At 68.4% G+C, this 19441-nt stretch carries 17 protein-coding genes and 6 pseudogenes; 7 read left to right on the top strand and 16 right to left on the bottom strand.

Annotated elements, in window-relative coordinates:
- Positions 1-14: 14 nt before the first annotated feature.
- The 5 genes and pseudogenes from OG395_RS55220 to OG395_RS55240 form a co-directional block, all read right to left on the bottom strand.
- Positions 15-542 (bottom strand): GNAT family N-acetyltransferase, encoded by a 528-nt coding sequence (locus tag OG395_RS55220; RefSeq protein WP_327241075.1) that lies wholly within the window; start codon positions 540-542, stop codon positions 15-17.
- Between the two features lie 393 nt (positions 543-935).
- Positions 936-1388 (bottom strand): annotated as a pseudogene (locus OG395_RS55225) (IS701 family transposase); the annotation flags it as partial.
- 60 nt (positions 1389-1448) lie between these two features.
- Positions 1449-2532 (bottom strand): annotated as a pseudogene (locus OG395_RS55230) (integrase core domain-containing protein).
- A gap of 148 nt (positions 2533-2680) precedes the next feature.
- A pseudogene (locus OG395_RS55235) lies at positions 2681-3675 on the bottom strand (IS5 family transposase).
- A gap of 135 nt (positions 3676-3810) precedes the next feature.
- A complete protein-coding gene (locus OG395_RS55240) occupies positions 3811-4764 on the bottom strand; it encodes a helix-turn-helix transcriptional regulator (RefSeq protein ID WP_266993456.1) in 954 nt (317 codons plus the stop codon).
- A gap of 72 nt (positions 4765-4836) precedes the next feature.
- Here OG395_RS55240 and OG395_RS55245 point away from each other — a divergent pair, with 72 nt between their 5' ends.
- The 3 genes from OG395_RS55245 to OG395_RS55255 all read left to right on the top strand — a co-directional run bounded on the left by OG395_RS55245 (position 4837) and on the right by OG395_RS55255 (position 7447).
- Positions 4837-5985: an epoxide hydrolase family protein gene (locus tag OG395_RS55245; protein ID WP_266993700.1), complete on the top strand. Its 1149-nt coding sequence runs from the start codon at positions 4837-4839 to the stop codon at positions 5983-5985.
- A gap of 82 nt (positions 5986-6067) precedes the next feature.
- Positions 6068-7234: a winged helix DNA-binding domain-containing protein gene (locus tag OG395_RS55250; RefSeq protein WP_266993458.1), complete on the top strand. Its 1167-nt coding sequence runs from the start codon at positions 6068-6070 to the stop codon at positions 7232-7234.
- A 90-nt stretch (positions 7235-7324) separates the two neighbouring features.
- On the top strand, positions 7325-7447 hold the full coding sequence (locus OG395_RS55255; RefSeq protein ID WP_266993460.1) for a hypothetical protein: 123 nt from the start codon (positions 7325-7327) through the stop codon (positions 7445-7447).
- Between the two features lie 58 nt (positions 7448-7505).
- Here the strand turns inward: OG395_RS55255 and OG395_RS55260 are convergent, their stop codons facing one another.
- Positions 7506-7925 carry an SRPBCC family protein gene (locus tag OG395_RS55260; RefSeq protein WP_266993462.1) on the bottom strand — a complete coding sequence of 140 codons (420 nt, stop codon included), beginning with the start codon at positions 7923-7925 and terminating at the stop codon, positions 7506-7508.
- Between the two features lie 26 nt (positions 7926-7951).
- Positions 7952-8314, bottom strand: a complete 363-nt coding sequence (locus OG395_RS55265) for a VOC family protein (RefSeq protein WP_266993464.1) — start codon at positions 8312-8314, stop codon at positions 7952-7954.
- A 127-nt stretch (positions 8315-8441) separates the two neighbouring features.
- Here OG395_RS55265 and OG395_RS55270 point away from each other — a divergent pair, with 127 nt between their 5' ends.
- Entirely contained in the window at positions 8442-9263 is an 822-nt protein-coding gene (locus OG395_RS55270; protein ID WP_266993466.1) for a helix-turn-helix domain-containing protein, read from the top strand.
- Between the two features lie 191 nt (positions 9264-9454).
- Here the strand turns inward: OG395_RS55270 and OG395_RS55275 are convergent, their stop codons facing one another.
- The 6 genes and pseudogenes from OG395_RS55275 to OG395_RS58955 form a co-directional block, all read right to left on the bottom strand.
- Entirely contained in the window at positions 9455-10687 is a 1233-nt protein-coding gene (locus OG395_RS55275; protein WP_327241074.1) for a tyrosine-type recombinase/integrase, read from the bottom strand.
- A 264-nt stretch (positions 10688-10951) separates the two neighbouring features.
- Positions 10952-11413, bottom strand: coding sequence for a hypothetical protein (locus tag OG395_RS55280; RefSeq protein ID WP_327241073.1), 462 nt, complete (start codon positions 11411-11413; stop codon positions 10952-10954).
- Positions 11414-11487: 74 nt separating this feature from the next.
- Positions 11488-13950: a tyrosine-type recombinase/integrase gene (locus OG395_RS55285; protein ID WP_327241072.1), complete on the bottom strand. Its 2463-nt coding sequence runs from the start codon at positions 13948-13950 to the stop codon at positions 11488-11490.
- Positions 13947-15143, bottom strand: a complete 1197-nt coding sequence (locus tag OG395_RS55290; protein ID WP_327241071.1) for a tyrosine-type recombinase/integrase — start codon at positions 15141-15143, stop codon at positions 13947-13949. The genes OG395_RS55285 and OG395_RS55290 overlap by 4 nt, the downstream gene beginning before the upstream one ends.
- Positions 15082-15729 carry a Tn3 family transposase gene (locus OG395_RS55295; RefSeq protein WP_442818719.1) on the bottom strand — a complete coding sequence of 216 codons (648 nt, stop codon included), beginning with the start codon at positions 15727-15729 and terminating at the stop codon, positions 15082-15084. Before OG395_RS55295 ends, OG395_RS55290 begins: the two co-directional genes overlap by 62 nt.
- Positions 15706-16023 (bottom strand): annotated as a pseudogene (locus OG395_RS58955) (helix-turn-helix domain-containing protein); the annotation flags it as partial. The gene OG395_RS55295 and the pseudogene OG395_RS58955, both read right to left, overlap by 24 nt.
- A gap of 85 nt (positions 16024-16108) precedes the next feature.
- Between OG395_RS58955 and OG395_RS58960 the strand changes: the two are divergent.
- Both OG395_RS58960 and OG395_RS55300 read left to right on the top strand, forming a co-directional pair.
- A pseudogene (locus tag OG395_RS58960) lies at positions 16109-16205 on the top strand (helix-turn-helix domain-containing protein); the annotation flags it as partial.
- A gap of 241 nt (positions 16206-16446) precedes the next feature.
- Positions 16447-16824, top strand: a complete 378-nt coding sequence (locus OG395_RS55300) for a transposase (RefSeq protein WP_327241070.1) — start codon at positions 16447-16449, stop codon at positions 16822-16824.
- 759 nt (positions 16825-17583) lie between these two features.
- Here OG395_RS55300 and OG395_RS55305 read toward each other — a convergent pair.
- Positions 17584-18054 carry an NUDIX hydrolase gene (locus tag OG395_RS55305; RefSeq protein ID WP_327241069.1) on the bottom strand — a complete coding sequence of 157 codons (471 nt, stop codon included), beginning with the start codon at positions 18052-18054 and terminating at the stop codon, positions 17584-17586.
- A 124-nt stretch (positions 18055-18178) separates the two neighbouring features.
- Positions 18179-18433 (bottom strand): ATP-binding protein, encoded by a 255-nt coding sequence (locus OG395_RS55310; protein WP_327249209.1) that lies wholly within the window; start codon positions 18431-18433, stop codon positions 18179-18181.
- 20 nt (positions 18434-18453) lie between these two features.
- Between OG395_RS55310 and OG395_RS55315 the strand changes: the two are divergent.
- Positions 18454-18720, top strand: a pseudogene (locus OG395_RS55315) (ATP-binding protein); the annotation flags it as partial.
- A gap of 14 nt (positions 18721-18734) precedes the next feature.
- On the opposite strand, the gene OG395_RS55320 reads toward OG395_RS55315, so the two are convergent.
- On the bottom strand, positions 18735-19190 hold the full coding sequence (locus tag OG395_RS55320; protein WP_327241068.1) for a hypothetical protein: 456 nt from the start codon (positions 19188-19190) through the stop codon (positions 18735-18737).
- Positions 19191-19441 lie beyond the last annotated feature (251 nt).

Below are 19441 nucleotides of genomic sequence, written 5' to 3' on the forward strand. Positions count from 1 at the left end.
CCGAAGCGGCGAGGTTAGTCGCCGAGGACCCGCTCCCACAGCAGCCCGTCCCGCCAGCTCCCGTCGAGAAAGATCGAGGAGTGCGCGACGCCGTACGGGCTGAACCCGTTGCGGCGCAGCACCCGCTGCGACGGCAGATTCTCCAGATTGGTGGACGCCTCGGCGCGGTGCAACCCGAGTTCGTCCGTCATCACCCGGAGTACAAGCCCGACGGCGTGCCCGGCGTGCCCTTGATTCTGGGCGACGCTGGCGATCCAGTATCCGACGGAGCCGCGGCGCAGGTGCGGCTGAGGCAGGATGCCTCCGACGGTGACCTGCCCGATCACCTGGTCGTCGGCGAGCACCACGCCCGGCCAGACCGCGCCGGCCCGGTATCCGGCCAGCAGGCTGTCGATCCGCTCCGCCTGGCCCTCCGGGGTGAAGAAGTCGGCCGGCTGGGCCGGTTCCCACGGCCGGAAAGCCTCGAAGTCCCGCACCCGATGCGCGGCGATCGGGGCGGCGTCGGTGGGCTCTATCAGGCGGATCCTGGTGCCGCTGCGCATGGGCTGATCCTCGTCGCGGTGCGTCGGATGAGACAGCCAGCCTATGCAAGGGTGCCCGCGCCGCCGCACCCTACGCCCGCCGGAGGATCGAGTCGATCGCGCAGCTCGTGTTCTCGATACCCTGCACGCAGAAAGTGCCTTCCGCTTGGACCGACAGAACCCCTCGACAAGGTTCATCGTCCCAGCTCAGAAGGCATTTTCGTATTTCCTCCCCGCTTCCGGCCTCATCTCAACCGAAACGGCGAGGTTAGTACTGCAACCGCATTTGGAGAATGTGGCCTCGGCGTTTGTGGTGGGAGCGGCGGGCTCGGGCCTGGCTGCGTCGTCGGAAGCGTGACCAGTGCAGATGGTGCTCGTTGCTGTGGCAGTGGCGCGTGACGACGACGTGGCCCATCAACCGGCGGATCTCCGGGACGCTGAGGGGTATGAGGTCCTGCTCGTCGTCGAGAGTGCCCCTTTTGTGGCTTCTGCGGCGCGGATGGCGGTCAGGTAGGCGAGGGCGGCCATGGCCAGGGTGATGTGGCGGTACCAGGCCCGGTAGAGCCGCACCTGGTAGTGGTCCAGACCGCACTCTCCCTTCGCGGTCTGGAAGCACTCCTCCACCGCCCACCTCGCGGCAGCCACTTTGACCAGGTCTTTCAGTCGGGAGGCGACCGGGCCGTAGCAGACGTAGTAGGCGATCTCGCTCGGGTCGCTGACGCTGCGTCGGGCCAGCACCCAGTGCCCGAAGCCGTTCTCCCAGTACGGGCGGATCGCGACACGCGCCCAGTCGTAAATCCGCTCACCGTGCGCGCCGGCCCCGCCGGAGATCCGTTTCCACCGCTGGCGGGGCAGCGCGGCGACCAGCTGGTCCTGTCCCGCTCGAAAATACGATTCGGTGCTGTGAGCTGCGGTGGTGTGGTTTGGTCAGGCGGTGCGGTGATACTGGTTGATCAATCCTTTGAGGATGGGTTGTTGCCGGATCCGGTGGGCTTGGAGGTCGGTGATGGCGGCCGGGTTGGACGGTTGGTCGCTGTCCGGGGGTAGCTGCTGGCGGGATTGGTGGGGACGGTGTCCGTTGTAGTGCTGGATGTACTCGGTCAGTACTTTCACGGCGTTGGTCTCGTTGTAGATGAGCATGCGGTCGAGGAGCTCGCGGCGGAGGGTGCCCACGACTCGCTCGCAGTTCACGTTCGCTTTGGGTGCCCGTGGTGGGCTGAGCAGAATCTCCACGCCGTCGGCCTCGAGGACGGCGTCGAAGGCACGGGTGTACTTGCTGTCCCGGTCCCGGAGGAGGAATCGCAGCGAGTCGATGGGGCGGTCCAGGATCACGGCGGGGTTCCTGGCCTGCTGGACGGTTCATTGCGCGGTGGGATGGGCGGTGACGCCGGCGAGGTGGAGGCGCCGGGTGCCGTGCTCGATGACGACCAGGGCGTAGAGGCGCTTGAGTGACACGGTGTCGAGGTGGAGGAAGTCGGCGGCGATGATGCTGTGGGCCTGGTCGGTGAGGAACTGGCGCCAGGTCGGCCCGGGGCGCTGCGGGGCGGGGTCGATGCCGGCGGCATGCAGGATCTCCCGGACTGTGGACGGGGCGATCGCGTAGCCCAGGCGGGCGAGTTCGCCCTGAATCCGGCGGTGGCCCCAGGTGTTGTTCTCGTGGGCCAGGCGCAGAATGAGTTGCTTGACGGCGGGCGCGGTGGAGGGTCGGCCGGGGCGGCGGTTGGGTGAACGCCCACTTGCGGGCGAGGAGTTGACGGTGCCAGGCCAGCAGTGTGGTGGGGGTGACCGCGAAGACCTGGCGCCGGCGTTCGCGCGGGATCAGCCGGGAGAGTGCGGCGAGCCAGATCCGGTCGGCGGGCTCGTAGCAGACCCGGGCGATCTGCCGGCGCAGCACCGCGTTCTCATGCCGGAGCGCGAGAACTTCCGCATCTTTGGCCATACGGCTGCGCAGTACGGCAGCGGGCACGGTGATCAGATTCCGGACGAGCGTGGCGACGGCCGACAGCGACATCCGCAGATCGTCGCAGGCCAGTCGAGGCCTTGTCGCCAGGATCAGCAAACGTGCAGGCCACAGCCGCTAAATCGTATTTTCGAGCGGGACAAGCGTCCACAACGTCACGGAGTGTCGTTGCAGTACTAGGGCGTGTTCCAGGTTCGGATCATGTGGGGCGGAGACTCCGGAGCCAGATGATCGATCCGCGTAGGTGGAGTCCGGCGAGGTAGCTGGTAGGAGTCTTGTCGTAGCGGGTGGCCAGCCCTCGCCATTCCTTGATCTTGTTGATGCCGCGCTCGACGGTGTTCCTCTCCTTGTAAAGCTCGGCGTCGTGAGAGAGGGGGCGGCCGCCCTTCGAGCCTCGCTTCTTGCGGTGGGCGGCCTGGTCCTTCTTCTCCGGGATCACCGCCTGGATCCGGCGTTTACGCAGGTAGGAGCGGTTCGCGCGGGAGGAATACGCCTTGTCGGCGGCGACGGCCCCGGGGCGGGTGCGGGGCCGACCGACCGGCCCACGGATCCTGACTCGGCCGAGGACCGCGGCGAAACGCGGACTGTCGGCCGCCTGTCCCGGCGTCACCACGAACGACAGCGGGCGGCACCGCCGGTCGGTGGCCAGGTGCGTCTTGACCGTCAGCCCGCCCCGCGAGCGCCCCAACGCGGCAGCTTTCAGGCGGGCCTTGTGGCGGCGGCGTATCCGTCGTCGTTCGGCACGTAACGCTTCCTCGACCGGGTCGCCTTCGACCGTCACCTGGGCGGATTGTCCCTTTGCTGGAGCCCCTTTTCCTCCTCGGCGGCTTTCACCAGTTCCTCCAGGAGCTCGGGGTCGACGGCCATGCCGGCCGCGTGGTGATGCGCGCGTGCGACGGTGGAATCGACGCTGACCAGGTCCAGATCGGCCTGTCCTCGCCGGGCCGCCTCGGCGATCATCCGCTCCATCAGCGTCTCGAAGGTGCCCGCAAGGGCCCACTTCTGGAAGCGGCCGTAGACGGTGGACCAGGACCCGTAGCGTTCGGGGATGTCGCGCCACGGGCTCCCGGTCCGGAACCTCCACATCACCGCGTTCAACTGTTTACGCAGGTCAGGGATCGGTCCGCTCACGCCGAGCGGCAGGTGCGGCTCGAACAACTCCCACTCTGCATCCGTCAGATCGCCTCGCGTCACCCCGGATGTCTACCGCCCCGAGCCACTCCGGCGGAGCGATTTGACCCAACAGTGATCTGAACCTGGAACACGCCCTAGTCCGCGGCCCAGGGCCCGCGGGGACGATGCGGTCAGGGCGGGGCAGTGCGGGCGGGGTCAGTCGCGTGTCGCCGCTGCGAGTCGGGCCGCGAGTTCCCGTACGTGTTCCACCAGTTCGGGTGGCTCGTGCACGGTGAACGGGGCTGCCAGCAGGCCCATCCACAGGGCCAGTTCGTCCAGGGAGTGCGCGCCGGCCGTTACCGTGCAGGATTGTGCGTCGCGTGGCTCGATGGTCGCCGCTGTGGCGGGCATGCGCTCTTGTACCTGGGCTGCCGGGGCGTGGACGGTGAAGCGGGCCTGGTGGCGGTAGGGGGCGGTGGACAAGGCGCGGGAGGTGTAGTCGGCGAGGTCGAGGGCGGGAGCCTGGCGAGGCGTGAAGCGGGGGCCGTTGGGGGTACGCAGGGTCAGGCGGTCGACGCGGAAGGTGCGCCAGTCGGCGCGCGCGGTGTCGTAGGCGAGGAGGTACCAGCGGCGCCCGGAGAACACCAGGCGGTGCGGCTCGGCTTCGCGGCGGGTTTTGGTGGAGTCATGGGAGCGGTAGTGGAAGCGCAGGGTCTCGTGGTCCCGGCAGGCCGCCGCGATCGCCGTCAGGGTGTCCGGCGCGACCATCGGTCCGCCCTGCGCCAGCGGCACCGTCACCGACTGGAGCGCTTGGACGCGGTGCCGGAGGCGGGACGGCAGGACGCCTTCGAGCTTGACGAGCGCGCGTACGGAGGTCTCGGCGATCCCGGCCACGGTTCCGCCCGCGGCCGTGCGCAGGCCCACGGCGACCGCCACCGCCTCTTCGTCGTCGAGCAGCAGCGGCGGCAGTTGCGTCCCGGCGCCGAGCCGGTAACCGGCTACCCCGGCACTGGCGTGCACGGGGTAGCCCAGTGCGCGGAGCCGGTCCACGTCCCGGCGCACCGTGCGTGGGGTCACGCCGAGCCGTTCGGCGAGTTCCGTGCCGGACCAGTCGCGGTGGCTCTGGAGGAGGGACAGCAGTTTCAGAAGGCGCGCTGAGGTTTCCCGCATAACGGAAAGTCTCCCTCACACCTAGGACCGTATCTGTCCTGGCTCACCCGTAGCGTTCTTCCCATGAACAGCATGACGAGCACCGGCCCCGCCATCCGCCCCTTCCGCATCGACATCCCGCAGGCCGATCTGGATGACCTGTGCGAGCGGTTGGCGCGCACGCGCTGGCCCGACGAACTGTCCGGCGTCGGCTGGTCCTACGGCGTCCCGGTCACGTACGCGAGGGAACTCGCCGAGTACTGGCGCTCCGGCTTCGGCTGGCGCGCGCAGGAGGCCGCGCTCAACCGGTTCGACCAGTTCACCACCGAGATCGACGGGCAGAACATCCACTTCCTGCACGTGCGGTCCTCCGAGCCCGACGCACTCCCGTTGATCATCACGCACGGCTGGCCGGGCTCGGTCGCCGAGTTCATGAAGATCATCGGCCCGCTCACCGACCCGCGGGCCCACGGCGGCGACCCCGCCGACGCGTTCCATGTCGTCGCTCCCTCCATCCCGGGGTTCGGGTTCTCCGGGCCGACCACTCAGCCAGGCTGGGACCTGCACCGGGTCGCGCGAGTCTGGGCGGAGCTGATGCGGCGTCTGGGCTACGAGCGCTATGGCGCCCAGGGCGGCGACAGCGGCGCCGTGATCTCGCCCGAACTCGGCCGTGTCGCCCCCGGGCACGTCGCCGGGGTGCACGTCAACGGCGGACTGGGCTTCCCGACCGGCGACCCGGCAGAGTTCGACGGATTGTCGGCGGTCGAACTGGAGCGGCTCGGGCAGTACCAGGACCAGGACCGCAGCGGCTATGCGATCATCCAGGCTACCCGGCCGCAGACCGTCGCGTTCGGCCTGACCGACTCGCCGGCCGCACAGCTGGCGTGGATCGCGGAGAAGTTCAAGGAGTGGACGGACCCCTCCCACGAGCTCCCCGAGGACGCCGTCGACCGGGACCAGTTGCTCACCGACGTGAGCATCTACTGGCTGACCGGCACCGCCGCCTCCTCGGCCCGGCTGTACAAGGAGAGCGCGAAGTCCTGGGGCTCGGCCGTCACCGCGTCCGCGGTGCCGCACGGCGTCGCCGTCTTCCCCGGTGACCCGGGAGTGCGTCGCATCGCCGAACGCGAGCACAACGTGGTGCACTGGTCGGAGTTCGACCGCGGCGGCCACTTCCCCGCGATGGAGGCCCCCGACCTGCTCGTCGATGACATCCGGGCGTTCTTCCGGCTGGTCCGCTGAACCGTCACCGCCCAGTGCCCGAGGAACCGGGGCTGTGCCGCCGGCCCCCCGTGAACCGCTCGCCCCCAGGAGTCCTGCCCGCATGTCCGAACGTCTGCCCAAGGTTCCACGTTTCACCTGGTCCCAGGTGTGCGCCCGCCGATTGGAACGCCACGCGCTGAGCGCCCCTTCGGCAACTGCCCGGCCCGCCGACATCGTCGGTGCCATGGCCGGTACCCACGCCCAGGTCCTGTCGGCCGCCGAACTCGCCATCGGGCTCCGCATATCCGGCGCCACCCGGGTCGACGTGCGCGAAGCGCTCTGGTCGGAGCAGAGCCTGGTCAAGACGTTCGGCCAACGGGGGACCGTGCACCTGTTCCCGACCCGCGACCTACCGCTGTGGGTCGCGGCCTTCCGTGCCGTCCCAGAGCCGAAGTCCTCCCTCCCCGCGCACGTCCGGGTCACCGAGGAACAGGCCGCCGAGGTGGTCGCCGCCATCGGGGACGCCCTGCGCGACGCGGAGCTCACCATCGACGAGCTCAGCGAGGAGGTGATCCGCAGGACCGGACCCTGGGCCGGCGACCTGGTCATCCCCGGCTTCCAGGGTCTGTGGCCACGCTGGCGTCAGGTGCTGCACGTGGCCGGGCTGCGAGGAACGCTGTGCTTCGGTCCCAACCGGGGCCGCAAGGTCACCTACACCAACCCGGCCCGCTGGCTGCCCAGCCTCCCACCGGCCGATCCCCGGGCTGCCCTGACCCATGTGGTGACCAGCTACCTGCACGCCTACGGCCCGTCCACTCCCCAGCGGTTCGCGCACTGGCTGAACGCCCCGGTCCGCTGGGCCAGCGAGCTCTTCGCGTCGCTGGCGGACGAGCTTCAGCCGGTGGAGGTCGAAGGGACCCCAGCCTGGGTGCTGGCCGACGACACCACCATGCCCGACACTCCGCCCCGCGGCCTGCACCTGCTCCCCTACTTTGACGGCTATGCCTACCGGGTTGGCAACCAGCCACCGGAACTCCTCTACCCGGGCCGCGTCGGTGAGCGGGTGCTGCCGGGCAACTTCCAGCTGCTGATCGTTGACGGCGTGGTCGGCGGACTCTGGCACCAGCGGCGCTCCGGCCACAAGCTCGACGTCACCGTGGAGTCCCTGGTGCGCCTCACCGCCGCGCAACGCGACGAGCTTGAGCACCGGGTGGCCCGGATCGGCGAGATCCTTCAGGCCAAGCCGCAACTCACCTTCGCCCCGGTCACCGTGGGCGGCCACGCCTAGTTAGGCGGCCTGTCCGAAGCCGACGGCAGTCAGTCCTGGTCGCGCAGCGGGGCCGAACCCACGTCCGGCTCCGTCTCGTACGCCTCGGGGATGAGACGCACGCCGGGTACCTTCGACGCCCGCGCCCGCCACGCGTCGACGCCGGCTGAGGTCAACGAGAGCCTGGGCTACGTACCCACGCACGAGACGGTCCAGTACCAGCTCGACCTGTGATCGGAACGCCGGGGGCCGGACCGAGAACCCCCTCGGTCCGGCCCCCGGTGCGAGGGCCCTACCTGTCCGTCGGGACCGGGGTGGCCTTCAGCGTCTCCTGCATGATGCGCGCGCCCTGCTCGGCCATCTCGCTGATGGGCCCGGCGAGTTCGTCGGGCGTCACGTCGATCGTCCAGACGAACCGGCTGCGCCCCTCGGTGTCGGCGAGGACCTGCATCGAGGCGTGATGGTGCTTCGGTGCCATCGAGCCGCCGACCACCGCGTAGGCCACCCGGCGGGCCGCATCGTCGATGTCGACGATCAGCTCGTGCACGACGACACCGTTCGCGAAGGTCACGATCCTGGTGTCCGTCTCCATGCGGGTGTCCGTGACGAAGCCCGGCACCAGGCGCTGGTGCACGGCTCCGACTTCGCGCAGGGCCTCCCAGACGTTCTCCGGGCTGTTGTTGATCAGGAAGTCCTTGTGGATGTGAGCCATGTGATCTTCTCCTGTCGGGTGACTTGTCAGGCACCGGTGGTGAGGCAGAACGGGTGTCCCTCTGGGTCAGTGAGGACGACCCACTGGTCCTTGCCGGGCTGGAACTCGGGCCTCGACGCTCCGAGGGCGAGGATCCGGCTGGCCGCCTCCTCCAGGTCGGAGACCGTGAGGTCGAGGTGGGCGTGCTTGGCGTCGTCGGGCCAGCCGGGGGCCCGGTAGCCCTCGATGCGTACGAAAGCCAGGCCGGGGTGCTCCCCGCTGCCCAGGGAGGCAAAGTCCTCGCCGCTGTGGGTGATCTCCCAACCGGTGACCTTGCTGTAGAACTCGGCGAGCCTGACCGGGTCACCACAATCGATGACGACGGTGCTGATCTTCGCGAGAGCGGACATGACGGCGACTCCTTGAGCGCGGTACGGGGTTAAGTACGACGCCGCTGAGCTTGCTTGCCACGCCCCATCCCGGTCTTGAAGATCCTTGCGCGGGGCGACTGTCAGACCCCCGACGTACCGTTCAAGAGTGCTCACCTCCACCGTCCTCTCCACCCGGCCCGACTTCCGCATCACCACGGTCAGCTGCCGGGACGACCACACCCGCTGGTCGGAGGTGGCGGTGCGCGAGGACTACCGGGTGGTGCTCGTGCGGCGCGGCCGGTTCCGCAGGCAGGCGGCCGGCGCCCCGGCCGAGGTCGACCCGACCGTGGCCTATCTCGGCGTGCCGGGCGAGGAGGAGCGATTCGCGCACCCGGCCGCCGGGGGCGACGAGTGCACCTCGATCAGCCTGACGCCCGCTCTGTGGAGGGTTGTGGCGGGTGAGGACGCTCGCCCGGCTCGGCAGAGCGTGTACGTGGACGCCCGCCTCGACCTGGCCCACCGCCGCGTCCTCGCGTCCGCCCACACCGGCGACGTGGACCATGCGGTGACCGAGGAGCTCCTCGGACTGCTCTCCGCCGGCGTCGGCCAGGCCGTCGACGGTGCCATACCGTCCGGCGTCCGTCCCGGCAGGGACGAGGCGACGCTCGTCGCCGCGGCCCGGCACGCGATCGGCGAGGCCCACCCCGCCTCCGAGGGGCTGCTGCCGCTCGCGGAGCTCCTCGGCGTCTCGCCGTACCGTCTGAGCCGCTCCTTCACCCGCGAGCTGGGAGTCTCCCTGACCCGCTATCGCAACCGGGTTCGTGTCGGCCGGGCCCTCGACCGTCTGGACGCGGGCGAGGACAGCCTCGCCACCCTCGCCGCCGACCTGGGCTTCTCCGACCAGGCCCACCTCTGCCGGACCATGCGCCAATACCTCGGCCACACACCAACGGCACTGCGGCGGCTCCTCGCCCCAGAATCGCTTTGAGGAGCCGGAGGAGCGCGCCCGATACGTCTTACCGGCGCCCGTCCGGCCGTTAGGGTCAGGATCACGAGGCGGTTCTGGAGATGCCACCGGTGCCTCACGGTCACCGGCGGCCAGGTCGCGCACAACGTCGTGTTCGCAGATCCGCGCGTGTTCAAGGCATTTGATCTACCCCAGCAGATCCGCCGCCGACTCTACGGCCTACCCGACCGGGCCTGCTGCCCCTCCGCGGGGGCGCGCGGCCCGGGCACGGTGGCGCCGACGGTGAGGTCCAGGCGGCGTTCCATGTCGAGATTGACCTCGCCGTAGGGAGATTTATCTGGACGATTTCTGGGACAGTGCGGGCTCACCCGTAGAAGCAAGCCGCTCTCAACATGCTGGCGATCAAGCTCCAGTCGGGCCGGTCGGGAACGGGCTCTCCGCGGTTGATGAAGTAGCCGTCCATATCGTTGGTCCAGGAACTGAGCGCTTCGAGGTAGTGGTCCAGTGATTGGTTCTCCCAACCGCTGGAAGTGACCTCGGCCTCTTGGCTGAGCTGTCTGATGTAGGAGACGAGGTCCGCCCGTGTTGTTACCCAGGTGGTGTCGTTCAGCGAGTTCATAGCGAAGATCTTGCATCACGTAGCGGCTGACCGCGTCCAGGGTGCGAGGCTCGTGCAGGTCCACGACCCGTTCGGTGCGGGACTTGCCGCGGACCCCGCGCGGGTGGTCGTCGCGCTTGCGGACCGTCACCCGGCGGCGGCCGTAGGAGATGTCGTCCAGGTGCAGCGACAGCACTTCGCCCGGCCGCAGCCCGCCGTCCAGCATCAGCAGGAACACCGCCAGATCCCGCAGCCGCTTCAGACTGCCGATGAACTGCTCCAGCACCGCCTCGTCCACCGGACGTGGCAGTCGCCGCGGCTGCTTGACCGTCACCGTGCGGCGCATCGGCTGCTGTCGGCTCGCGCGGCCCATGAACGGCTGATGCCGGTCCGGCACCCGGGCAAGTGCCGGGTCAAGGCGCTTTTGCATCGGGGAGTCGCCGTCGTACTCCTCGGCGACCACCGCCCAGTCGTAGAAACTGGAGACCGCCGCCAAGATCCGGTTCACCGTCGCCGGCGCGAGCAGACTGCCCGGCGCTTCCGGGCCGCCGACCACCACCGTCAGGCCCAGTCGCTGGGCCGGCCGCCGCGACGGTGCCCGCCGCAGGGACGCCAGCAGCCGCAAGGCATCCGGGCTCCGGAACTCGCGCCAGTCCATGCCCTCAGCAGCGAGGAAGGTGAACAGACGCCGCAGGTCGTACGCGTACGCACAGATCGTGTGCGGCGAGAAACCCCGGTCGACCAGATGATCCAGGAACCGGCAGGCCGCCGCGACCAACTCACCGTCGCCGTCGACCAACCGCACTCGCCGAACGACACCGCCATCGCGTTCCTTGACCACCCGCACACCGGCCTCCCCGAGCCTGCACTCGGATGACCCAACGAAGCCCGCCCCTCGATCGCCACGGCGCCGGTTCAGGCGTCACTCGAAGGTGTCCAGATAAGGGCGCACGTGCGACCAGAACAGCGGATCAGGCCGCGCCGGTCGGCGGGCGTAAGGAGGTCGGCCCACTCCGGTTCGCCGAGGATGTCCTGGAGCATGAGGGTGTTCACGTATTCTCTGAACTTCGGGTTGAGGCCGGCGGGGAGCGTCTGATCGGCCAACAGCAGGTCAGGGCAGGAGTCGGCGGATCTCGGTCCAGAGGAGAAGTTGATCTCGTGTTGGGCCGGGCCGCAGGCGGTCGGTGAGCCTGTCCAGATGGGCCGTCAGGTTTTTGTGCTGCCGGAGCTCGCGGACCTGCTCGATGGGAAGATCACGCCAGTGGCTGGCGAGAGCAGTGGCTTGTGGTGGTGTGAGAGCCAGGGCGTCGAGTGTGTCGGACGCCAACTTCTCGGGGCTCCAGTCGGGATCCTTGTCGTCGGGACCGAGACGGTCGATGACCCACATTCGGAGCATGAAGTCCTGTTGGGCCTCGCGCGCTGGATCTCCCGGACCGTCACCGTGTGTGCGCCGGTTGGCCAGCAGTGACAGCTTGGCCCACTGCCGACGGGCTTCCTGCGGTTGGTCGGAGTAGTAGGCGTGTTGCTGTGCGACGACACGTACTGCTTCAAGCTGCCAGCTGCGGGCGTCCATTGCGAACGCTTGAAGGCGCTCGATCGGCCAAGTGCTGAGATCGTTCCCCGGTTCTTCCTGATCTGCGCCAGTGCTCAACGATCCTCGCTCCTGGTCGTAGGAATGCCGAGATCGACGACGGCTCCCTGGTGGGAACGCCGGTCGACCTGGGCGAGCTTATCCTCGGCTCCGGCCAGGCTGACCTTGAGCCCTTCGACCTCACCGAGCCAGCCTTCCTTCTCGGCTTCGGCGATCCGGTCGTGCAGGTTGTCGCGGATGGCCACGATGCGATGCCGCTGGCCAGGGTCGGGCCGCAGTAGGCTGCATCGCAGGCAGCTGTGCTCGTGGACACAGCTTGTTCCGTAGGCACGGCCGCAGTCACCCAGGGCGACCCGGCGGCGTTCGAAGTGGCCGAGGAACTCCTCCCATTCCTCGTCCGTCGGAGTCCGGTATTCCTCGCTGGGGCGGGTGGCGCGGCGGCGGGCGATGAACGCTCGGTGGCCGTTGATGACCTCCTCGGGGTAGACCGCCTTGTAGCCCATGGTGGTGTTGATGTCGCGGTGGCCCACCACGATCTGCGCGATGTGGGGCGGCATGCCGTTCATGATCGCATCGGTGATGAACAGTCTGCGGAAGTCGTGGGGGCTGAAGGTCAGCGGTCGGCCGGCGGTGTCGGCCAGTCCGGTGCGGGCGAGTGCGTCATTGAGCAACTGCCTTATCCCGGAAGGTGGGATGGGCCGGTTCTCCAACCCGACGTGCCGTTGGAACAGCAGGGGCATGGGCGGGTTCCAGACCCGTTCATGGCTGTCGTAGGAGAGCACGAGCGGGACGGCGCCGTTCTCGTCGCGGATCCGGCTGATGAGCGTACTGAGCACGTCGGCGAGCTCGGGGCTAATGACGAGCAGGCGCTCGGCGTCGGTCTTGGACGGGGCGATGTGCAGCAGCGGGATGAGCTCCCCGGTGCCGGGCAGCCGGTACTGGACCAGGCTGTGATGGGAGAGTTCGGTCAGCTCCTCGATGCGGATTCCGGTGTGCCGCAGGACTTCGACAATGGCCCAGGACCAGAAAGCGCGATGCTCCTCCAGCGTGAGGTCGATGCGCTGCCCGGTGTCGGGGTCCACCGCCCAGACCCTCGCAGCGGGATTCTTGGTGGCCGGCCGGTGCCAGCGCTTGCCGGCCACGGCGAAGTCGTTTCCCGGGCAGACGGCGCGGGCGCTGGCGAGCCGCTCGGCCGTCAGCCGGCGCTGAGCATCGACCGTCTGGGCCAGGACCGGCAGGACGGGCAACCGTTCCCGGGTCCGCTGGTCCATGCGCGATTTTCGGCTCGCCTTCTCCTTCCGGCGCGACATCTCCTCCTCCCGGATGGGGCAGGGCGCCGCCCAGACGCCCCAGCGTGCGGGATCGTCCATGGCCCACTGTGCGAGGTCGAGGTAGAAGGCCCGCACCACGGCCAGGTGTTGGAGGCCACGATCCGCGCGCGGGGCCTGCATCTCGACAGTGTCGCCGTCGGCGGTCGCGCTGCGGATCGTCTTCAGCGCGATCCTCTGCTTCCAACCGGCCGCGACGGCGGGGGACAGCCGCAGGGAGGCGATCCCGGGGTGGTGGTCCTCCAGGTCCTTCCAGAAGAGCTTGCCCAGGCTGAAGGCCACCGCTCGCAAGGAGGTGTAGTCGACGCAGAGGGCGCGTTCGCGCAGGTAGTCGACCAGCAGGTCCCGCACCGCGCGGCAGGTGATGCCGTAGCGGTCGATCATCTGCTCGACGCTGATCTGGCCCTGGTTCTTGGGATTGAAGATCCGGACGGTCGCCAGGGCGCCCTCCGGGAACACGCCGGCCGCATGCAGCAACTGGTAGAAGTACACGCTGGTGTCGACCGCGCGGCCGCTGTCGGCGCCGAGGCTGAGCAGGAGGTCCGCCATCTCCAGGCAGTCTCCGACGGTGATATCGCGGACGTTGCCGCCCTTGGCCGCCATCAAGGTGGCGATGCGACGCAGCGCGCCGTCCTTGGTGTGAGCGTTGGCGGGGTCGGTCCGGCAGACAGCCGCCAGGGCGCCGAACCCTTCCGGGTCGCGACTGCGTGCCATCTCGGCGGTCAGGATCTGCACGGTGCCCGGGGTAAGCAACCACGTCAGACTCGGCCGGAGGACATCGCCGCTGATCAGCGCGAGCATGCCGCTGCCGAGAGCGTCGAAGTCTTTCTTCGGGTCCTGGTAGGACCAGCCGCTGGACTGGAGCCACGCCGTCGCCGTGTGCCGCCAGGCGATGTTGCCCACCTCGTCCGCCCCGCTGGCGCGCCAGCGGTCCTGCCATGTCTGCCCGGGAGACTGCTCCAGCCAGGCCAGGGTCTTGGTCAGGCCGGTCCGGCGCCGGGACTGCGCGGCCGACGAGGCCAGCGTGAACGGAGGTGCGAGCAGCCGCTCCGCCACCTGCTCGCGTGTCTGCTCGGTGGCGGCCCAGCGCTGTTCACGGCGGCGGGGCGGGAAGCGCTTGAGCATCGCCGCCACCTCGGGACTGTGCTGCCGCTGCGGGGAGCGTGCCGCTGCCAGGACCTGCGCGGTCACGCGGTGCCCTCCCCGAACAGGATGTTCAGCGATTCCGGCCGGTAGGACATCGCCGACGGGCTGTATTTCGGTACCGTTGCCGCCGCGGCGGCGCCTGTCGCCACGCGGGCGTGGTGAGCCAGGGCCTGCGCGATGACGTCCCCGGTGAGCGGGTTTAGGTAGAGCTGAGTCGTACTCAGATGTGCATGACCAAGGACCCACTGCACGTCGGTGAGTGACATCAGGGGATCGCGGGCCATCCGGTAGGCCGCGGTATGGCGAAGGTCATGCAACGACCAGTTCGCCCCCAACGCGGCATTCGCACGGCTGAACATCCGGTAGGCAGCGTGGTAGCTGAGCGCCGCGAAGGGGCGCCGCAGCGTCCACCACAGCGGATCATCCTGGCCCGCAGGCACCAGGCCGTGCATCTGAGCCTGGTAAAGCCGAAGCCACACGAAAGCATCCGGCGCCGCCGGCAACTGCTGGATCGCCCGAGTGCCCTTGCGGATCACCGTGATCAGCTGCTGGCCTGGATCGGCATCGCCGTAGTGCGCGCCCAGCAGTTCCGATGCACGAGCACCCGTGGACACCCACAAGGCCACCAGGGCCCGGTCCCGGTTCGACCCGAGCCGGGCGAACACCTCATTGAACTTCTCGTCCGGGATGCAGCGCGGCACCCGCTGGACGTGCCGCGGACGGTACAGCCCCGACCGCTCGTTGCGGTGAAGGTCCATCGGGTTGTGGTGGGCATGGGCCCTGGCACCGCGTCGGACCAGCGGGAACGGATTGACCATCGGCCCCGACCCGGTGTCACGATGGAAGTCGTAGAAGCCCCGCAGGACGCTCTCGCTGTGTCCGCGCGTGGTCGGCGCGTACTTGCGGCCCGGCCCGGCTTTCCCCGTGACCGGGTTCGGGGCGGCCGGCACGACCGGAGCACCGGCACGGTCCGGCTTGTCGCTGATCTGGATCCAGCGGGAGAAGTCCCGGGCCTCGTCCCGGGTCGCCCGGTCCCATGGCACCTCGACCGCCCACAGAAACCGGAACCAACGCAGCAGGTCCATCCCGTACGACCGCTGTGTCGTCGCTGGTCGTCCGATGCCCTGCAGGTCCTTCAGGTACACCGTGACCGGCTCGACAACGGTTCCGGATGGATCAAGCAGCCGGTACGGCTCCCACACATCGCCGCTCTCCCGGAACGACCCGACCCGCGGCACGACCAACGTCCGCAGATCCCGACCCTGCCCATCTCTTTCGATCACGAGCCGGGACCATAGCCAGTCGCTTCAAAGGTTGTCCGCTGAACTGCGCAAACTCTCCCAGTAGTTCAGTCAACAGGTAGACCAGGGCGGACTGGAGGATGCGCAGGCACAGGACGAACATTTCCTGTTCGTCGCGCCGGTTCGACGCGATCTCCCCGCCCTTGCCGTAGGCAATCACGCTGTTGGCGCCGTTGGAGGATTCCATGACGTTCAGGCCCTCCTCGATCTCCCGCTGAAGGTCGCGCAGCCGCAGGTAGCGGGCTACGAAAATGGTCTTCTGCGCGCGTCCGACCTCCAGCATCGCCGCGTAGGTGGGGTGGGAGGCGTTGCGGGTGAAGCGCCGCAAGATCGCCTCGGTGGACGCGGTGCGGGTTCGGATCGCGGTGGCGTACTTGATCATCTGGTCGTACTGCTGGGCTATGAGTTCCCAGCGGATCGGGCGGGTCAGCGCCGGGGTCAGCCGTGGATCAGCAAACGTGCGGGCCACAGCCGCGAATTCGTATTTTCGAGCGGGACAGGCCACTTTCACGCCGAGGACCATCAGTTCGCCGTGGATGCGGCGGTAGCCCCAGCTGGGGTTCTCCCGTGCCAGGCGCAGGATAAGAACGCGGATGGACTGCACGGTACGCGGCCGTCCCGGTCGTTTCGGGTGTGACGTGGCAGCGTGGCGGTGTGCGACCAGGTCGCGGTGCCAGCGCAGCACGGTGTCCGGCTGAACGAGCAGCCGTAGTCGGCGCAGTACGTCCAGCGGGAGCCGATGCAGCAGCGCCGCCAGAAACACTCGATCGCTCGGGTTGAACCGCACCTTCGCCTTGCCGAGTTGACGCTCCAGCACCGAGGAACCGTCCGAGCCCTACCCGCAGGGGAAGTTCCTCGACCGGCTCCGCGACACCCACGCCGCCGCCCGGGCCCAGGTAGAGCAGGGCCTGAGTCTGCGCGAGATCGCCAGACGCCTCGGTCTCGGGCGCAACACCGTCCGCAAGTACGCCCGCGCGGCCAGTCCAGAGGCGATGCTGCACGGCCAGTGGCAGAACCGGACCAGCAAGCTCGACGCCTTCAAGCCCTACCTCGATCAGCGCATCGCCGAGGGCTGCACGAACGTGTCCCGGCTCCATCGCGAGCTGCAAGACGCGGGGCACGCTGCAGTTACAGCACCCTGCGCGACTACGTCCGGCCGCTACGTTCCGACCGTCGGGCTGCCGGGAGCCCACCACCGATCGCGAGGCCGCCCTCACCCCGCGAGGCCACCGGCCGGATCATGCGCCACCCGGACCACCTACGCCACGACGACCAGCAGCAGCTCAAGAACCTGCTGGCCCGCTCACCCGAGCTCACGGCCGCCGCAGGCCACGTCCGCACCTTCGCGACCATCATGACCAACCGCGAAGGAGACCGGCTGCGGCACTGGATCGCCGACGTCTGCGCGGACGAGCAGTGCGGCCTGGCTGGCTTCGCCGCCGGACTGATCCCCGACCTCGACGCCGTCGTCTACGGCATGAGCACCGACTGGTCCTCCGGGCCCGTCGAGGGCCGCGTCAACGACCTGAAAGCCCTCAAGCGCAGCATGTTCGGCAGAGCGAAACCACCGCTGCTGCGCAAGCGGCTCCTCCTGATCGCGGCCAGCCGCCGACCCTAACCTCTGCCGCCTCGGGCCTGGCGGTCCAGGAACTCGATCACTCGCGTTTCCGAACGTAGAAGCCGCTCTCGCTGCTCAGGAGGAAGAGAGGCGAGGAGGTCGACCAGGACTCGCTTCCGCGGGACGTACACCATGTTGCCGGAGTAGATCCTGCAACCTGCACACCAGGCGAGTCCGATGCAGCGCTCGAACATGGAGGACTCGGGCGGATGGAAGCGATACTGGTACGAGCAGGCGGACGTTCGGCAGGCGGCGCAGACCAGTCGGTCGCCGTCGGGAATCGTGTCCCAGCCCCCGACCTTTCGCCAATGCTGTCGCCCGGCCGGTGCTCTTCAAGTCGTCATGCCGAGCATTCTCTCTCACCGCGAGTCGCCCGGTCTCGGCGTCCGGGGAAGAATCGGGCCGACCACAGACCGTGACGGACCCTCAGGCGACCTGATCCACTTCACGGAATCCGTGCCTGAACCGGTGAACGGGAGCCACTGGGGCAACGGGATTGGGAGCCACGTTGGTCCGTCCGTGGAGGGGATGGACCTTAGCGCAGGTCCATGATCGGCAACGAACTCGGGAGCCACCCCTATCGGGTGACATGTGGCGGTGTCGGGATGGCCGGGAGTGTCCGGGGTCGCGATGCAGCGTGAGCCGATAGTTTGGTTGTCCCGGGTCCTGCTGGTCCGTGTCCCTGACAGGCGCGGTTCGGAAGGGCCCGGCCTCGCGTTCGGTCGGCTATTGGTCGGCGGTGTGCTTAAGGACGTGGGCTCAGCCGTCTACGGGGATCGGTCGGTCCGGTGGGCCGTCGGTCAGCAAGGACGCCAATAGTTTCGGCAGCTCAGTCGGCCGCAGCACATCCGAGGTCGCGGCCAGTTCCGCTATGGTCCACCAGCGGTGCCCGGTGATCGCGGCCTTCTCGATCTCCTCGAAAGCCGAGGTATCGACCTGGAACGCAGGCACCCGGGCCATGTAGTAGCGCTGGCGAACCTCATAAGCGACGCTGCCCCGGACCGCTGTCCACGGGCGCCCTCGCCAAATTTCCGGACCCAGCGAGAGGTTCGTCAGTCCGGTTTCTTCTTGCAACTCCCGCAGGGCTGCCTGCTCGTGGGTTTCGCCTGGCTTGAGCCCGCCTCCAGGGGTGAACCACCGGACGGAACCGTCCTCCTTGTTCAGGGCGGAGAACAGCAGTAGCCGACTGGCGTCGTCCAGCAACACCACGCGCGCGCTCGGGCGCGGCACCAGGCTCCCCTCCGGTTTCATCACCTCGTCAGATTAGAACCGCTGTCCCTGGGCGACCAACGGAGTTGGTCACCGAGCTGAGCTTTCACGCAATTCCGGTCAGAGCCGGATTCAGAGAGCCTCATCACCGTGCGGTGGCCTGGCGGTCGGCTTCGGTGGACTGGAAGGACTCGGTACCGGTCTGGATCAGCGTGCAGCGGAAGGTGATGCGGTCGGCGATGGCCGCGCAGAGCCTGGGGTCGGCGAAGATCTTGTCCCACTCGGCGAAAGGTGAGTTCGTGGCCACCGCGGTGGCCTTGCACTCCTCACGTTCGGTGAAGATCTGGAACAGCAGCCGAGCGCCCTTCTTGTCCAGATTGAGGTAGCCGAACTCGTCGATCTATGCGGATATCCGCATAGATTGACGAGCTCGGCTACATGGAACTCGACCGCCGCGGCGCCGAACTCCTCTTCCAGGTTTTGACCGAGCGGGAGGAAAAGAACAGCGTGGCGATCGCCTCGAACGAATCCTTCTCTGGCTGGACAAAGACCTTCACCGACCCCCGCCTCTGCGCGGCCATCGTCGACCGCCTCACCTTCGGCAGCAACATCATCGAGACCGGCACCGACTCCTACCGCCTCGCCACCACCCGAGCCCGTTCCGAGCAACAAGTCGTGGCCGGCTGACCCATGCGCGTGGCTCAGAGCGCGATCGGCCGGTACTTCATGGCCTCGCTGACGATCTCCTCCTCCGAGGCGTCCTGGAGACCATCCGAGGGATAGAAGACCAGGTCGCTGACCCGGGGATGCGACACATTCGCTTCGAGGAGCCGCAGGTAGTAGTCGCTCTCCGGGAAGGCGCCCCGAAGTCGTCGGACGATCTCGGCGAGTTCGTCCCGCGTGATGTCTGCAACCCGTGGGTGGACAGGCCGGGCTGCCTCCCTCGCGAACTCCTCCAGACTCCGAAATCCCTCGTACTCGGCGAATTCAAGGGCCTCGTAGTCGTGGCCGGTCGTCGAGTTGAAGGTCCGGATCGCCTCGCCCGCCTCCTCGGAACCACAGGTCACGAGGTCGGCAATCCGGGTGATCTCGCCGCTCAACTCGTCGAGCTGTTCCTGGCTCACAGGCGGGGGCAGCAACTCCGGTCTCAGGTCCACTCCCGAATTATGTCCCGCTGACACCGACACGCCACGGCAGAGCCCTCAGCCTGCTTCCAGTTCTCACCAACACATCGGGGCAGCTCGGTCACGAAGCGCTGCCCAGACTGAGCAACATTCGTTCCCCGTTCTCACCTACGCAGCCACCAGGCCCGACGCCGTCCGCGCGCCCATGGTCACGGGGCTGCGGCGCAGTGAGTCCGGGGGGCGCTCGATTGTCAGTGTCGCGCCTTCCCGGTCGCGGGCGGCGA

It is taken from the genome of Streptomyces sp. NBC_01320 (assembly GCF_035974375.1).
GTDB lineage: Bacteria > Actinomycetota > Actinomycetes > Streptomycetales > Streptomycetaceae > Streptomyces > Streptomyces yanii.

Excerpts from the sequence above, each read along its gene's own strand:
- OG395_RS55260 (WP_266993462.1), bottom strand. The coding sequence starts at position 7,925 with ATGGCTCACATCCACAAGGACTTCCTGATCAACAACAGCCCGGAGAAC.
- OG395_RS55280 (WP_327241073.1), bottom strand. The coding sequence starts at position 11,413 with ATGGACGCCCGCAGCTGGCAGCTTGAAGCAGTACGTGTCGTCGCACAG.
- OG395_RS55255 (WP_266993460.1), top strand. The coding sequence starts at position 7,325 with ATGAGACGCACGCCGGGTACCTTCGACGCCCGCGCCCGCCACGCGTCG.
- OG395_RS55245 (WP_266993700.1), top strand. The coding sequence starts at position 4,837 with ATGACGAGCACCGGCCCCGCCATCCGCCCCTTCCGCATCGACATCCCG.
- OG395_RS55220 (WP_327241075.1), bottom strand. The coding sequence starts at position 542 with ATGCGCAGCGGCACCAGGATCCGCCTGATAGAGCCCACCGACGCCGCC.
- OG395_RS55300 (WP_327241070.1), top strand. The coding sequence starts at position 16,447 with ATGCGCCACCCGGACCACCTACGCCACGACGACCAGCAGCAGCTCAAG.
- OG395_RS55250 (WP_266993458.1), top strand. The coding sequence starts at position 6,068 with ATGTCCGAACGTCTGCCCAAGGTTCCACGTTTCACCTGGTCCCAGGTG.
- OG395_RS55265 (WP_266993464.1), bottom strand. The coding sequence starts at position 8,314 with ATGTCCGCTCTCGCGAAGATCAGCACCGTCGTCATCGATTGTGGTGAC.
- OG395_RS55295 (WP_442818719.1), bottom strand. The coding sequence starts at position 15,729 with ATGGTCCTCGGCGTGAAAGTGGCCTGTCCCGCTCGAAAATACGAATTC.
- OG395_RS55240 (WP_266993456.1), bottom strand. The coding sequence starts at position 4,764 with ATGCGGGAAACCTCAGCGCGCCTTCTGAAACTGCTGTCCCTCCTCCAG.